Below are 15,079 nucleotides of genomic sequence, written 5' to 3' on the forward strand. Positions count from 1 at the left end.
CAGCCCTTTCCGACCGGTCCGACGCCTCGGCAAGGCCGGCCCCGCAGGTGTTCGGGGGAAAACCGCCATCCCCCAGGCAAAGTACCCATCCATTTGGCGGATTGCCGCCAACCCGCCCCGGCAAATCCCACTGCGCCAGCACGCCACAGCCCTGCGCCATTGGTCCAGGCCATGCTGGCACACTCCCTGCTTTACGGCGCCCCGGGCCACGGCCCGAGGCGATCGTGCCCCGATCCCGCAAGCGACCTGCGAACCAGAACAACAACCGGGCGTGCACGCCGGGGGCAACGACTGCCAATCCTTCACTTCAATTGGATTGAGCTAATGAAAAAAATCCTGCTGACGCTCCTGTGCCTGGGCGTCATCGGTTGTTCCAAGCCCGAGGAGCCGCAAAAGTCCGTCGATGTCCTGCTGATCGGCGGCGGCATCATGAGTGCGAGCCTGGGGACCTACCTCACCGAGCTGGAACCGAACTGGAAGGTCGACGTCTACGAGCGCATGGACCAGGTCGCCAAGGAAAGCTCCAACGCCTGGAACAACGCCGGCACCGGCCACTCGGCGTTCTGCGAGCTGAACTACACCAGCGTCGGCAAGGACGGCAGCATCGACATCAGCAAGGCGGTCAATGTCAACGAGCAGTTCGAGGTGTCCAAGCAGTTCTGGGCCTACCAGGTCGAGCAGGGCGTGCTGAGCAACCCGCGTTCGTTCATCAACAACGTGCCGCACATGAGTTTCGTCTGGGGTGACGAGAACGTTGCCTTCCTGCACAAGCGCGTCGAGGCCCTGAGCCACAGCTCGCTGTTCCGTGGCATGGAGATCAGCGAGGATCACGAGCAGATTCGCAAGTGGGTGCCGCTGGTGATGGAAGGCCGTGACCCTGGACAGAAGGTGGCCGCGACCCGTATGGCCATCGGCACCGATGTGAACTTCGGCGAGATCACCCGCCAGCTGTTCGCCGCCATGACCCGCAACCCCAATGTGCAGCTGCATTTGAGCCACGAGGTGCGCGACATCGTGCGCAACGACGATGGCAGCTGGAACGTGGTGGTGGCCGATCTGGCCAACGGCGGCAAGGAGTCCGCGGTCAAGGCCAGGTTCGTCTTCATCGGCGCCGGTGGCGGCGCGCTCAAGTTGCTGCAGAAGTCCGGCATTGCGGAAGCTGAAGGCTACGCTGGCTTCCCGGTCGGTGGACAGTTCCTGATGACCGACAACGCCGACCTGGTCGCCCGCCACAAGGCCAAGCTGTACGGCAAGGCCTCGGTCGGCGCGCCGCCGATGTCGGTGCCGCACCTGGACACCCGGGTGATCGATGGCAAGGAAGTGCTGCTGTTCGGTCCGTTCGCGACCTTCTCCACCAAGTACCTCAAGCACGGCTCGCTGCTGGACATGTTCAGCTCGCTGACCGCCCATAACATCAGCCCGATGATGCATGCCGGGATCGACAACATCGACCTGAGCACCTACCTGATGGGGCAACTGATGCTCAGTTTCGATGACCGCATGGCGGCCCTGCGCGAGTACTTCCCCAACGCCAAGAACGAAGATTGGAAGCTGCTCCAGGCCGGCCAGCGGGTGCAGGTGATCAAGAAGGATCCCGAGCACGGTGGCGTGCTGCAGTTTGGCACCGAAGTGGTGGCCGCCGAGGACGGCAGTATTGCCGCGCTGCTGGGCGCTTCGCCCGGCGCCTCGACCGCCGCGCCGATCATGCTGAGCGTGCTGGAGAAGACCTTCAAGGATCGAATCAAGAGTCCGCAATGGCAGGCCAAGCTCAAGGAAATCGTGCCGACCTACGGCCAGAAGCTGAACGATGACCTCGAGCTGACCAACAAGACCCGCGAGTGGAGCAGTGCGCGCCTGCAACTGCTATACGTGCCGGTGTTGCCGGAGTAACCGTGTGAGCTGAGCGTGGGAGCGGCGCCAACCTGTAGGAGCGGCCTTGCCGAGGCGTTGGACCGGTCGGCAAGGCCGCTCCTACAGAAATCACGCCAGTTGAAAAATCTCAGCAAGACAGTTGCCCCCCCACCTGCAGGTTCCTGTTTCGCAGGCAACAAAAAACCCGCTCGAGGCGGGTTTTCTGGGATTTGGTCGGAGAGACAGGATTCGAACCTGCGGCCTTCTCGTCCCGAACGAGACGCGCTACCTGGCTGCGCTACACTCCGATGGCCAAAATCCTACTGCATCGTTTTTTTCAACGCAACCCCTTGTTGCAAAAAGGAGTTGCGCTAAAAAACAGGGCTGAATCACAGCTCTTTGACGGTACGGATCTGGTCCTTGTTGATGCGCGTGCGCTTGCCGTCGAGCTGCTCGAATTCGTAGAAGCCAGAGTCTTCGTCGTATTGCGGGGTGTCCACCGCCTGGATCTCGCGACCGTCGTTCAGGGTAATGACGGTCGGCGAAGCGCAGCCGGCGAGGGCGCCCAGGCCCAAGGCGAGCAGGAAGGCGGGAAGGGTCCGTTGGATCATCGTGTTTCTCCAGTGCGATGGTGCTAGATGTCATTAAGACGCGAGGCGTCCACGCAAGTTCCTTGCACAGTGCAGCATAGCGCCATCGTGGCGGCATTGACCAAGAACAAGGCCGGGATCGTTGGCCGATGGCCTGTGATATAACAGCGCACAACCTGTATTCCCTCGCGACGGACCCTTCATGAAAGCCAAGGCAGATACTCCTTTCGTGCCGCTGAACATCGCCGTGCTCACGGTCAGCGACACCCGCACCTTCGACACCGATACCTCGGGACAGCTGTTCGTCGATCGCCTGACTGCCGCCGGCCACCGCCTGGCCGAGCGCACGCTGCTCAAGGATGACCTGTACAAGATCCGCGCCCAGGTCGCGACCTGGATCGCCGACGATCAGGTGCAGGTGGTGTTGATCACCGGTGGCACCGGCTTTACCGGGCGCGACAGCACCCCGGAAGCCGTGGCCTGCCTGCTGGACAAGCAGGTCGAGGGCTTTGGCGAGCTGTTCCGGCAGATCTCGGTGGCCGACATCGGCACCTCCACCGTGCAGTCCCGCGCCCTGGCCGGCCTGGCCAACGGCACCTTGGTGTGCTGCCTGCCCGGCTCGACCAATGCTGTGCGCACCGGGTGGGACGGCATTCTCGCCGAGCAGCTGGACGCCCGTCACCGGCCGTGCAACTTCGTGCCGCACCTGAAGCAGGCAGCGGCCTGTGACAGCCGTGGTTGAGGTGACCCAGGCACGGCCGCTGATGCCGGTGGAAGAGGCCCTGGAACGCCTGCTGGCGCTGGCCGAGTCGGCGCCGATCGGCGAAACCGAGACCGTCGCCCTGGCCGATGCCGAAGGTCGTGTCCTGGCCACCGAGCTGGTGGCCGGGCTCGACCTGCCACCCTGGCCCAACAGCGCCATGGACGGCTACGCCCTGCGGCTGGCCGATTGGCAGGGCGAACCGCTGCGGGTGACCCAGCGTATCTTTGCCGGGCATGTGCCACAGCCCCTGGAGCCGGGTACCTGCGCACGGATCTTCACCGGGGCGCCGCTGCCCGAGGGGGCCGATTGTGTCGAGATGCAGGAAAACACCGAGGTGCTCGAAGACGGTCGGGTGCGTTTGCTCGAGCCTCTGACGCTGGCGCAGAACGTTCGCCCCAAGGGGCAGGAAACCCGTGTGGGCGAGCCGGTGATGAGCGCTGGCACACGGCTGGGGCCGATCCAGCTCGGCCTGGCCGCGACCCTGGGTTTCGGTTCGCTGGAAGTGCGGCGCAGGCCACGGGTGGCGGTGCTGTCGACCGGCGACGAGCTGGTGGAGCCGGGCTTGGCACTAGGGCCGGGGCAGATCTACAACAGCAACCGGCGCCTGCTGGTCAGCTGGTTGCAGCGCCTGGGCTGCGAGGTGGTGGATGCCGGCATCCTGCCGGACGACCTCGAGCGCACTCGCCAGTGCCTGGCCCGGTTGGGCGATGTCGACTTGATCCTGTCCACCGGTGGCGTTTCGGTGGGCGAGGCCGACTTCCTCGGCATGGCCCTGCGCGAAGCGGGTGAACTGGCGCTGTGGAAGCTGGCGATCAAGCCGGGCAAGCCATTGACCTTCGGTCATTACCAGGGCGTGCCGGTGATCGGCCTGCCCGGCAACCCGGCCTCGACCCTGGTCACCTTCGGCCTGTTGACTCGCCCCTATCTGCTGCGCCGCCTGGGCGTCGCCAATGTCGCGCCGCTGCGCTTCAGCGTACCGGCCGGCTTCGACTGGCCCCAGCCGGGGACGCGTCGAGAGTACCTGCGGGCACGGATCGAGGACGGTCGGGTGCGCATCTACAAGAACCAGAGTTCCGGCGTGCTGCGCAGCGCGGCCTGGGCCGACGGAGTGGTGGAAGTGCGCGAGGGCACTACGCCGCGCCAGGGCGAGCCGGTCTGGTTCATCCCGTTCAGTGAACTACTTGGCTAGCACGCCGCTGGCGGGCGTCGCGCCCGCCGGCGCCAGCTGGGTCAGGCGCATGTGCACGTTTTCCAGCTGCTGGGCGGCGACACTCCAGTCATGACGCTGGCGGGCGAACTGGCGCCCGGCTTCGCTGAGCTGGCACATGCGCCAGGGCTGGTTGAGCAGCTGGGTGACCAGCAGCGCCAGCTGGCCGCTGTCGTCGCTGCCCAGGTAATGCTCGCCGTTGTTCATGGCCAGGCCCGAGGCGCCCTTGCTGGTGGTGATGACCGGTAGTCCCGCCGCCATCGCTTCGAGGATCTTCACCTTGGAGCCACCGGCATGGCGCAACGGTGCGAAGAACAGCGCCGAGCGGCGTTGCAACTCGCGCAGGTCGGGGCGGTAACCCACCCACTCGATGCGTGGATCGTTCCAGTGCAGCTTCCAGCTGGCGGGCAGCGCGTGTCCGGCGATCGCCAGGCGCACCGCCGGATTGCTCATCCAGACCTGAGGAAGGATCTCTTCCAGCGCCCATTCGATGGCTTCCAGATTGGCGCCGTATTCGAAATTGCCGACGAACAGCAGGCGCTGGCTGTGCAGGGTGGGGCTCACGTTCTGGTAGTGATCGCAATCCACGCCGTTGACCACCACGTTCACCGGGCGACCGCTGATCTGGCCAATCAGCTCGGCGTCGTGGGCGCTGACCGCCACCACCTCGGTGGGTTGGCGCAGCACCCGTTGCTCCCAGCGCCGATAGCGCCAGCGATCGAAGGCGTTGAGCGGGCGCAGCCACAGCGGCATGCGGTCATGGCAGGCGGCGCCCATCACCGATTCAAGATAGTGCTCGCTGAGCATGTAGGGCTGGCCTCGGGCCTGCAAAGCCTTCTCGAACGGCTGGAAGCTATAGCTGTGCTCGATCTGGATCACGTCCCAGGGTTCGTCCAGCAGTTGCTCGAAGCGGTGCCTCAGGCACGGCGCCAGACCGTTGATGATGGCGCGCATGGGATAGTCGATGATGGGCGAGGCCAGCAGGTTCAGCGGGCTGTGCAAGGGGCGCCGAGGCAATACGATCAAGCGCTCCACCAAGGGTTCCAGGGCCTCGCGCGCCGCATCGCTCAAGGGGACTTTCGACTGCACCAGCAAGGTGATCCGGTGACCATGCTGCGCCAGGGCGCGCAGCAGGTGGTATTGCCGGGTCTTGCTGCCGCTGGTGGTCGGCCAGGGCAGGTAGGGCAGGGTCCAGAGTATGCGCATGAGCCCGAATCCTCACGGTTGGCCGGGTGTCGGCCCTGGATGGCAAGACGCGCCCACTGGCAATCAGGCAGGGGCTGCTGATGCCGGGGCGCGTCCATAGATATCAGTAAAGCGCACGATGTCGTCTTCGCCCAGGTATTCGCCGCTCTGTACCTCGATCATCACCAGGTCGATGACGCCGGGGTTGGTCAGGCGGTGGGTGCGCCCGGGCTTGATGAAGGTGGACTCGTTGGTATCGAGCAGGAACTCCTCCTCGCCATTGGTCACGCAGGCCATGCCGCTGACCACGATCCAGTGCTCGCTGCGGTGGTGATGCATCTGCAGCGACAACGACTCACCGGGGCGGACCATGATGCGCTTGATCTTGAACCGAGGACCTTCCTCGAGCACGGTGTAAAGGCCCCACGGGCGAGTCACGGTACGGTGCAGGCGATAGGCGTCATGGCCCTGGCGCTTGAGCTGCTGGGCGATCACCTTGACCTCCTGGCTGCGTGCGGCATCGGCGATCAGCAGGGCGTCTGGCGTGTCGACGACGATCAGGTTGTCCAGGCCCACGGCGCCCACCAGCCGGCGTGGCGAGTCGATGTAGCAGTTGCTCACGTCATGCAGCACGGTTTCGCCACTGCAGTGGTTGCCCTGGCTGTCGCTCGCGCGCAGTTCTCGCACCGCTTCCCAGCTGCCGATATCGCTCCAGCCAATGTCGCAGGGCACCACGGCCACCTGGGAAGAGGGTTCCATGAGGGCGTAGTCGATGGAGATGTCGGGGACTTGCTCGAAACTGTCGGGGACGAGTTCCACTTGCAGGCCGCTCGTGCCTTCCTTGACCTGGCTCTGTTCCAGGCACTGGGCCACGAGCTCGAGGAGTTCTGGGGCATGAGTCCGCAGTTCCTGTAGCGCGGTGCCGGCGCGAAGGCAGAACATGCCGGCGTTCCATAGGTGGCGGCCGCTTTCCAGATAAGCCTGCGCGGTGTCGGCATCGGGTTTTTCGACGAAGCGGGCGACCTCATAGCCGTCGGCAGTGATCGACGGGCCTTGTTCGATGTAGCCGAAGCCTGTTTCCGCGCGGGTTGGCAGCAGGCCGAAGGTGGTCAGCCAGCCCTGCTCGGCCAGCTGGATGGCCCGTTCGGCGGCCTGTTCGAATGCGCCCTGGTCCAGGATCAGGTGATCGGCTGGCATGACCAGCAGCAGACTGTCCTCGCCATGCAGGCGGGCACAATGCAGGGCTGCGGCGGCAATGGCCGGGGCCGTGTTGCGAGCGAAAGGTTCAAGGATGAAGTCCAGCACGAGTCGTGAGCTGCCGACCTGGCGGTACTCATCCTGGGTCCGGAAGAACACTTCGCGGTTGGTCACTGTCAGTATCCGTTCCACGCCGGGCAGCTGGCAGGCGCGGCTGTAGGTCTTCTGCAACAAGCTCATGCCATCGGGCAGGCGCATGAACGGCTTGGGCATCGCCTCGCGCGATACCGGCCACAGGCGGGTGCCGGCGCCGCCAGAGATGATGCAGGGGATCAGAACGCTCATGGTCAAAGCCTCGAATCAGGGCGCTGAGGGCAGCGCAATGCAAGGGAATCACGACCTGTCAGGCATCTGGCGGCAGAAAGTCAATAAAATGACTTTTATGAGCGGCATCGTCCGTGAAGGCCAAATATTTGTCGGATGATGCACCTGTGCTGCATGGCTTTCAATGGTCTTTGCATGAAAACGATCAGTTTTGTGTGTGCGGGGGAGCATTCCACGTGCTTCGATTGTCGAGATTGCGGTAGGCCTTTTCTGTGCGATTTGCGGGGAGCGCGACAATGAACGAGCGTAAGGCATTGCTGATCCTGCATGGCAAGCAGGCCGCCAACGAAGAGGTGCGCGCAGCGGTTGCCCAGATGCGCGAGCGTGGCTGGACACTGGATGTGCGCCTGACCTGGGAGGGCGGTGATGCCCGGCGCCTGGTCGATGAGGCACTGCAGGCGGGCTATGGCCATGTGGTGGCGGGAGGCGGCGACGGCACGTTGCGCGACGTGGCCGAGGCCATGGCGCTGGCGACCAGCCAAGCCAGCCTGGCCCTGCTGCCGCTGGGCACGGCCAATGATTTCGCCAGGGCGGCGGCGGTCCCCCTGGAGCCGGCGGCCGCCCTGGCTCTGCTGGAGGTGGCGGCACGGCCGGTCGACCTGGGGCGGGTGGCGGACCAGTGGTTCCTGAACATGGCCACCGGCGGTTTCGGCAGCCAGGTCACGGCCAATACCTCCGAAGACCTGAAGAAAGTGCTGGGGGCGGCCGCTTATCTGTTCACCGGACTTTCACGTTTCAGTGAGCTGCAGGCCGCGTCGGTGGAGCTGCATGGGCCAGACTTCCAATGGCAGGGCGACCTGCTGGCGCTCGGCATCGGCAATGGGCGTCAGGCCGGTGGCGGGCATGTGCTGTGCCCGGATGCCAAGGTCGATGATGGTCTGTTGGACATCGGCATTCTGCCGGCACCGCAGGAAATGACCGGGGCATTGCGCGACCTGCTGGCTGGTGAAGGCCTGTTCGTGCGCGCCCGGTTGCCATGGATAGAAATCAGGAGCGCGCAAGGGCTGGACATGAATCTCGATGGTGAACCCCTGCAAGCCGCCAGCCTGCGCTTCGAAGCCGTGCCCCAGGCGTTGCGCGTACACCTGCCGGTGGATTCGCCATTGCTCAGTCGTCCAGGCTGATGATTCGCTCGCGCACGGCGAACAGCACCAGCCCCGCCACATCGAAGATCTGCAGGCGTTTCATGATCTGGGAACGGTGGGTTTCCACGGTCTTGATCGACAGGCCCAGGCCGTTGGCGATTTCCCGGGTGGATTTGCCGCGCACGATCAGGCGCAGGATCTCGAGCTGGCGGGCCGTCAGGTTGTGACGCTCGTCGTTGGGCTGCTTGCTGCTCTGCGCGCGCAGCAGGGCCTGATTGATCACGGTGTGGGCGATCGCCGGGCTGAGGTAGCGCTCGTCGTTGCGCAATGCGCTCAGGGCCTGTTCCAGCTCGGTGGCCGTGGTGTCCTTGAGCAGGTAGCCGTGGGCGCCGCTCTCCAGGGCGCGCATGATCAGCTCCGGGTCGGTGTGCATGGAGAGAATCAGCACTTTGCACGTGCAACCGCTGGCGCGCAGCTGTGTCAGGGCATCGAGGCCGCTGGTCGAGCGCATGGAAATGTCCAGCAGGACGATATCCGGGGTCAGTCGACGCACATGTTCCAGCAACTGGTCGCCGTCATCGGCCTCACCGATCACGGTATAGCCGGGGATATCCGATACCAGTGCCCGAACACCAGCACGAATCAGCGAGTGGTCGTCTACCAGCAGTAATCTACAGGTCATTGGCGGCAGAAGTCCTGGCGCGTTCTTGGCTGCGTGGCGGCCATGGGAAGAGAGCGTCGATCTGGGTGCCCTTGCCGGGCTGGCTGGTGATGGTCAGGCTGCCCTGCAGGGCGGTGGCGCGCTCCAGCATGCCGGCCATGCCACGCTGGCCGGCTTCGGCGGGCGCCGGGATGGGGACGAAACCCGCGCCGTCATCCTGGATCGACAGGGCAAGCCCGGCCGGTGTGCGCTGCAGTCGCACCACCAGGTTGCGGGCATGGGCATGGCGCAACATGTTGGTGACCGCTTCCTGGGTGATGCGAAAGGCGGCCATGGTGACCTCCTCACTGATTCCTCCGAGGCGTTGCTGGCACTCCAGGCTCCAGTGCACGTCACTGTTCTCCAGCGTGCGTAGCAGGTGCGCGCGCAAGCTCGCTTCCAGGCCGAGGCTGGCCAGTTGCCGTGGATTGAGAATTGCGGAAACGTCGCGCACGTTGCCCAGGGTGTGGTCCAGGGTGCTGCGCAGCCTGGTGCAGTGCGCCTGGAGCTCGGCGGGCACCCGGCGTTGCAGCCAGTCGACCTGAAGCTTGGCGGCCGTCAGCAGTTGGCCAATGTCGTCATGCAGTTCGCGGCTCAAGCGCTGGCGTTCGCTCTCTTGGACCTTGAGCATGCGGTTGGCCAGTTCCGCCGGTCGCAGGGTAATGGAGCGCGCCCAGTGCCGCAGGTGCCAGCCCACGCCGATCATCGCCACCAGCTGCAGCAGCAGCGCGCTCGCCGGCAGGGGAAGGGCGCGCAAGTAGCACAGCAGGTTCGCAGCCAGTGAGGCTATGCACAGCAGTGTCGTCATCCAGCGGAGCAAGGCAGCTCTGGAGCGGCAGTGCTGGAGAAACTTCAAGCGTGAGAGCATGGATAGGGAAGCCACTGAGTGAGTGCCGTAGGAAGCTTTGCGCATGTCTGGCCAGGAGTTTTTGCGTTCCGCTTCGAATAACGCATCCGGTGCACGACCGGTTGTCCGATATCCAGGGTGCGCATGTTCGAAAGGTGCGCATGTTATCACTTCGATCGGATCTGGTCGCGGGAATACAGCGGCTTGAAGCCTTGTATTTTACGGGCTTCGACAGGTCAGTTGAGTGAAAATGTGACTAGCAGAGTGCCATTATTAGATGATGTTTCTAAAATGCCTTGATCAACTAAGAAAGCGCCACGGCTAAACATTCGGTAAAACTTGTCCAACTTCTCAAGTTGGCCACGGCTTAGTTGCTGCCAACTGCGGGTTAGTGCTGGCGATCCGTCGATATCGCGGGCGCTTCGGGCTGGTCCCCTGGAGCATGGGGATGCGCGCAGAGGGTGCCGAGCTCCTGACAGGGAGCGCATAGCCGCGTTGCGGGCATGCCCAGTGACAGGGCCAGATCACCCAGCAGCTGCTGCTGTTCTTCGCTGTCCATGTGCAGGCGACCGGTCAGGGGGTCGAGAAGCTCCAGTTGCCAGTCCAGCAGGGTCAGGCAGGCGGCCAGTGCCGGCAGGCTCTGGCCATGCAATCGGCCTTGCTGGCAGCCTGGTGCGAGCAGTTGCTGCAGGGCGAGCGTGTAATGCGCCACTTCCACCATGCCGAACTGCCTGGCGCGGTGGGCAAGTGTATCGAGCGTTTCGCCCAGGCAGTGACAGGCGTCAGGGTCGCTGTCGATCAGCTTCAGGTGCTGCAGGCACTCCTGGGATCTGGCCAGCAGGACCTGCGCATCCTGCAGGAAACCCTGCACGGCATCGTTGAGCAGTGGAGTGCTGTCCATCATGGCGCCCCGGTGGCGGAGTTCGGCCATACCAAGATGTTCGCTAGCAAAAGCCTGACTCCGTTCATGCATTGAGAATGGCGTCACATTAATGGCTAATGGATATCGCGAACATCAGGTTGCACCCGATTGCTCCTAGGGGTTTCCCTGATGAAGTTTCGGGTGGGTCGCTCGTTGCGAGCGTTCGAGGCGAGGGTGTGGCATCAGTAAAACATGATGGTAAAGTGATATCAATCGCTCCGGATGGCTTTTTCCATCAGGGGTCAAGCCAGGCGAATATCCGCCGATACAAGGCTGATGCATCCACTTTCCCGACTCAAGCCAAGGGGCTGTCCAATGGCAGGCATTCTCGACACGGTAGACCAACGCACGCAACTGGTGGGTGAGAACCGCCTGGAAATCCTCATGTTCCGCCTGGCTGGCCGGCAGTTGTTTGCCATCAACGTCTTCAAGGTTCAGGAGGTGTTGCAGCTGCCCAAGCTGACCCTCATGCCGCAGCGGCACGCGTTCGTTTGCGGGGTGGTGAACCTGCGGGGGCAGACCTTGCCGGTGATCGACCTGTCCCAGGCGATCGGCATGCGCCCGCTGCAGCCAGGGCCGGACAGCACCATCATCGTCACCGAGTACAACCGCTCGGTGCAGGCCTTCCTGGTGGGAGGCGTCGACCGCATCGTCAACATGAACTGGGAGGCGATCATGCCGCCGCCGACCAGTGCAGGCCGCCAGCACTACCTCACGGCGATCACCAAGGTCGAGGAAAAACTGGTGGAGATCATCGATGTGGAGAAGGTGCTGGCCGAGATCGTGCCATACAGTGCCAAGGTGTCCCGCGACAAGCTGGACGATCCGCTGCTGGCGCGTGCCCGTGGTCGCGAGGTGCTGCTGGTGGACGACTCCAGTGTGGCGCTGGCGCAACTGCGTGACACCCTGTCGCAACTGGGGGTGAAACTGCACGTCGCCAGCGATGGCCTCAAGGCGTTGCGCCTGCTCAAGGGCTGGGCCGATGCCGGAGAGGACGTATGCGAGAAGCTGCTGATGATCTTTACCGACGCGGAAATGCCCGAGATGGATGGCTACCGGTTGACCACCGAGATCCGCAATGACCCCCGCCTGCGCGGTCTTTATGTCGTGTTGCACACCTCGTTGTCGGGCAGCTTCAACGAATCCATGGTGAAGAAGGTCGGTTGCGACAACTTCCTTTCCAAGTTCCAGCCAGATCGCCTGGTGGACGTGGTGCGTCAACGCTTGAGCCTGGATCACGCCGTGGTGTGATAGCGGCCCGCAGCCGGTATAAGATAGTGTCCTGTCTCGGAAATAAGCTGTTCACTTTTGGCGGCATCTTGGGCGCCCGGCCGGCGTTGCCACTCCTCGCCATAGCCCTGCTATGACTCGTCGCGGCGCCTTGCCCGGACACCCAAGCCACTCGCCAAAAGAGAACGTATTTCCGAGACAGGACACTAGGTTCTTTCGACTGGCGCAAGGCGGGCAAGGATGTTTCTGAGTGCGTTGTATCGTTATCCGGTGAAATCCGGGCGGGCCCAGGGCCTGGAGGTGTCTTCTGTCGGCACCCTGGGCCTGGAGGGTGATCGGCGCTGGCTGGTGGTGGAAGAAGAGAACGGCCGCTTCCTTACCCAGCGTGCCTGGCCGCGACTGGGGCAACTCAGTGCCGCTTATGGTGCGCAGGGCCAGTTGCTGCTCGAGGCGCCAGGGCTGGCGCCATTGACGGTGGCGGTGCCGAATGCCGACGACGACTTGCGTGGTGTGACCATCTGGCGTGACACCCTGCGCGTGCCGGATGCGGGAGACGAGGCGGCGGCCTGGCTCAGCGAGCTGCTGGGCAAGGCGGTAAGGCTGGTGCACTGCCCCGAACAGCGGGCCCGCTACCTGCCCAGCGGTTACGGCCTGAACAGTGACCGGGCGGCATTTCCCGATGGCTTTCCCTTGTTGCTGATTGGCCAGGCCTCGCTGGATGAGTTGAGCCGGCGTGTCGGTCGTCCAATGGAAATGTTGCGCTTTCGTCCGAACCTGGTGGTCGAGGGCGCCGAGGCATTTGCCGAGGACCGCTGGAAGCGCATCCGCATTGGCGATATGACCTTTCGCGTGCTCAAGCCGAGCGTGCGCTGCATCCTCACCACCCTCGATCCTGCCACGGGCGAGCGCAGCCCTGACCGTGAACCGTTGACCACGCTCAAGACGTTCCGCGAGAAGGAGGGGGATGTGCTGTTTGGCCAGAACCTGGCGGTGGATGGTGAGGGGGAGCTGAGGGTGGGGATGGCCGTCCAGGTCCTCGAATAGTGCTATCGCGGGGCAAGCCCGCTCCCACGCACCGTGGGAGCGGGCTTGCCCCGCGATAGGGTCCGATCACATATCGTCGAAATACCGCTCATGCCAATCCACCAGCGGCTGCGGTGAATTGAGCTTCTGCCCGTAGATGACCGAATACGACAGCACGTTCTGCACGTACTGGCGCGTCTCGTCGAACGGAATGGACTCGACCCAGACATCGAAGCTCAGGTGCTTGGCGCCCTTGAGCCACTGGCGCACGCGCCCCGGGCCGGCGTTGTAGGCCGCCGAGGCCAGCACACGGTTGCCGTTGAACTGGCCGTGTACCTGGCTCAGGTAGGCGGCGCCGAGCTGGATGTTCTTGTCCGGGTTGAATACCTGGGCCGGCGAGGCCAGCGGGATGCTGAACTTGCGCGCGGTCTCCTTGGCGGTGCCCGGCATGAGCTGCATCAGGCCGCTGGCGCCGACACTGGAGCGGGCATCTTCCATGAAGGCACTCTCCTGGCGAGTAATGGCGAAGACCCAGCTCGAATGCAGGCCACGCACCTTGGCTTCGCGCACCAGGGTGTCACGGTGGGCCATGGGGAAGCGGATGTCCAGGTCGTCCCAGTACTGGGCCTGGCTGATGGTGCGAATGGCCGGGAAGTACCAGCGCATATCGTAGGCCAGGCGTGCCTGGGCGACCATCTCGTCACGATTGAAGTGGCGGCTGACGTGGTACCACTCGCGGCGACCCTCGACGATCTGGCCGCGCGCATGGAACTCCAGGGCACGACGCACACCCGGCGTGTTGCGCACCTTGTTGATCACCGCCTTGCTCAGCACCAGTGGCTTGTTGTTCAACTGATAAGGCGTCTGTGCCCGGTCCGCGGCGAGGAATCCATAGAAGTCGCGTTCGCGGGCGACGTTCTTGTACAGCAGAGGGATCTGCGGGTTGTTGGGTTGCGCCAGCTCCAGGCTGCGAGCCTGCCAGTATTTCCAGCGGTTGCTGCTGGCCAGGTCCTGGGGCAGGCGCTTGGTCAGCTCGTAGGCATCCTCCCAGCGACCCAGGCGCAGCAACAAGCGCAGGCGCCATTCGCTGACGGTGTTGTCGCGCAGCTCGGGGTCGTAGCGGGTCATCAGGTCGAGGGCGCGCGGATCGTAGCGGCGGGCGAGCGTCAGGCCGATCTCGCGGGCGATGGCGACTTTCTCGTCGCGGGAGAAGTGCATGCGCTGGGCGTAATCGTCGAGCAGCGCCATGGCTTGTTCGGGGTTCTGGCGTGCCAGTCGGCGTAGGCCGAGGCTGACCACGTCGGACATGGCTTCGTTGACCGGGGTGAAGCGCGAGGGCTGGTTGAGCAGTTCGGGTTTCTGTGCCACGTCGAGCAGCAGCTTGCCCTGGGGGGCGAGAGTGGTCAGCGTCTTCACCAGGCTGTTCGCCAGGCCATAGTTGCGTGCCTGGGCCGCCAGCTTCGCGCGCTGCCAGCGCTTGGCCTCGGTGAGCTGGCCTTCGGCGGCCCACATGCCGAACAGGGTGTCGCAGGCCGTAGGCTGCGACTTGCCGACGTTCCACAGTTTTTCGGCGGTGGCGAAGCCTTCCGCGCGCAGGCCGTGGCTGAGCTGGTACTGGCCGTTGAGGCAGTCCAGCTCGGTGAAGTTGAGTTTGGGGTCGTAGTATTTGGAGAAGGTGCTCCATTCGCCGCGCTCGGCCAGCCAGCGCAACCAGCGCAGCTTCATCCAGTTGGCCTGGGGCAGGTCGCCGTGGGCGGCTAGAAACCCTTCGATTTCCTCGTTGCTGGCGCTCTTGAGGCGGGCGGTCAGTTCGTCATAAGCGAGGTAGGGCGTCAGCGGATAGTCGCGCAGTGCCTGGGCATAGCGCAGGTACGGGCCTTTGTCGCCCTTGGCCAGGGCGCGCTTGGCTTCGTCGTAGTACTGGCGTTGCTGGGTGATGTCGACAGCCTGAGCGGCACTCGCGGCGGTGGCGGTGAGCAGCAGGCAGGAGGCGATTTGTAACAGGCGGCTGCGCATGATACGTCCGGGCAGTTGAACCATAGAGAGTGACGGCAATGCCAGCACTGTTGGGTATTACTGCCTAGCTTAGCCGTTT

Annotated in this window: 13 protein-coding genes and 1 tRNA gene; 6 read left to right on the forward strand and 8 right to left on the reverse strand. The window is 64.0% G+C overall.

The window, feature by feature from the left end; translation table 11 throughout:
• Nucleotides 1-324: 324 nt before the first annotated feature.
• Entirely contained in the window at nt 325-1,890 is a 1,566-nt protein-coding gene (locus tag N5D48_RS03455) for a malate:quinone oxidoreductase (protein WP_279881053.1), read from the forward strand.
• A gap of 192 nt (nt 1,891-2,082) precedes the next feature.
• Here N5D48_RS03455 and N5D48_RS03460 read toward each other — a convergent pair.
• Both N5D48_RS03460 and N5D48_RS03465 read right to left on the reverse strand, forming a co-directional pair.
• Nucleotides 2,083-2,159, reverse strand: a tRNA-Pro gene (locus tag N5D48_RS03460).
• Between the two features lie 81 nt (nt 2,160-2,240).
• The gene (locus tag N5D48_RS03465) at nt 2,241-2,462 is read right to left on the reverse strand and encodes a YgdI/YgdR family lipoprotein (RefSeq protein ID WP_279881055.1); all 222 of its coding nucleotides are present in this window, start codon (nt 2,460-2,462) and stop codon (nt 2,241-2,243) included.
• Nucleotides 2,463-2,643: 181 nt separating this feature from the next.
• On the opposite strand from N5D48_RS03465, the gene moaB reads away from it, so the two are divergent.
• Nucleotides 2,644-3,183: a molybdenum cofactor biosynthesis protein B gene (gene moaB, locus N5D48_RS03470; protein ID WP_279881057.1), complete on the forward strand. Its 540-nt coding sequence runs from the start codon at nt 2,644-2,646 to the stop codon at nt 3,181-3,183.
• Nucleotides 3,167-4,393: a gephyrin-like molybdotransferase Glp gene (gene glp, locus N5D48_RS03475; RefSeq protein ID WP_279881059.1), complete on the forward strand. Its 1,227-nt coding sequence runs from the start codon at nt 3,167-3,169 to the stop codon at nt 4,391-4,393. Before moaB ends, glp begins: the two co-directional genes overlap by 17 nt.
• Here the strand turns inward: glp and N5D48_RS03480 are convergent.
• Nucleotides 4,382-5,617 (reverse strand): glycosyltransferase family 4 protein, encoded by a 1,236-nt coding sequence (locus N5D48_RS03480; RefSeq protein WP_279881061.1) that lies wholly within the window; start codon nt 5,615-5,617, stop codon nt 4,382-4,384. The genes glp and N5D48_RS03480 overlap by 12 nt on opposite strands.
• Nucleotides 5,618-5,680: 63 nt before the next feature.
• Nucleotides 5,681-7,138: a mannose-1-phosphate guanylyltransferase/mannose-6-phosphate isomerase gene (locus tag N5D48_RS03485; protein WP_279881063.1), complete on the reverse strand. Its 1,458-nt coding sequence runs from the start codon at nt 7,136-7,138 to the stop codon at nt 5,681-5,683.
• Nucleotides 7,139-7,413: 275 nt separating this feature from the next.
• Here N5D48_RS03485 and yegS point away from each other — a divergent pair, with 275 nt between their 5' ends.
• Nucleotides 7,414-8,301 carry a lipid kinase YegS gene (gene yegS / locus N5D48_RS03490; protein ID WP_279881065.1) on the forward strand — a complete coding sequence of 296 codons (888 nt, stop codon included), beginning with the start codon at nt 7,414-7,416 and terminating at the stop codon, nt 8,299-8,301.
• Here the strand turns inward: yegS and N5D48_RS03495 are convergent.
• From N5D48_RS03495 to N5D48_RS03505, 3 genes are all read right to left on the reverse strand, one after another.
• Nucleotides 8,285-8,944, reverse strand: a complete 660-nt coding sequence (locus N5D48_RS03495; RefSeq protein WP_279881067.1) for a response regulator transcription factor — start codon at nt 8,942-8,944, stop codon at nt 8,285-8,287. The two genes, yegS and N5D48_RS03495, sit on opposite strands and share 17 nt — an antisense overlap.
• Entirely contained in the window at nt 8,934-9,830 is an 897-nt protein-coding gene (locus N5D48_RS03500) for a histidine kinase (protein WP_279881070.1), read from the reverse strand. Before N5D48_RS03500 ends, N5D48_RS03495 begins: the two co-directional genes overlap by 11 nt.
• Before the next feature lie 367 nt (nt 9,831-10,197).
• The gene (locus tag N5D48_RS03505) at nt 10,198-10,740 is read right to left on the reverse strand and encodes a histidine kinase (RefSeq protein ID WP_279881072.1); all 543 of its coding nucleotides are present in this window, start codon (nt 10,738-10,740) and stop codon (nt 10,198-10,200) included.
• A gap of 306 nt (nt 10,741-11,046) precedes the next feature.
• Here N5D48_RS03505 and N5D48_RS03510 point away from each other — a divergent pair, with 306 nt between their 5' ends.
• Nucleotides 11,047-11,982 (forward strand): chemotaxis protein CheV, encoded by a 936-nt coding sequence (locus N5D48_RS03510; protein WP_279881074.1) that lies wholly within the window; start codon nt 11,047-11,049, stop codon nt 11,980-11,982.
• Nucleotides 11,983-12,201: 219 nt separating this feature from the next.
• On the forward strand, nt 12,202-13,005 hold the full coding sequence (locus N5D48_RS03515) for an MOSC domain-containing protein (RefSeq protein ID WP_279881076.1): 804 nt from the start codon (nt 12,202-12,204) through the stop codon (nt 13,003-13,005).
• A gap of 66 nt (nt 13,006-13,071) precedes the next feature.
• Here the strand turns inward: N5D48_RS03515 and N5D48_RS03520 are convergent, their stop codons facing one another.
• On the reverse strand, nt 13,072-15,000 hold the full coding sequence (locus N5D48_RS03520) for a transglycosylase SLT domain-containing protein (RefSeq protein WP_279881079.1): 1,929 nt from the start codon (nt 14,998-15,000) through the stop codon (nt 13,072-13,074).
• Nucleotides 15,001-15,079: the final 79 nt, after the last annotated feature.

The sequence above is a fragment of the Pseudomonas sp. GD03858 genome (assembly GCF_029840925.1).
Classification (GTDB): domain Bacteria; phylum Pseudomonadota; class Gammaproteobacteria; order Pseudomonadales; family Pseudomonadaceae; genus Aquipseudomonas.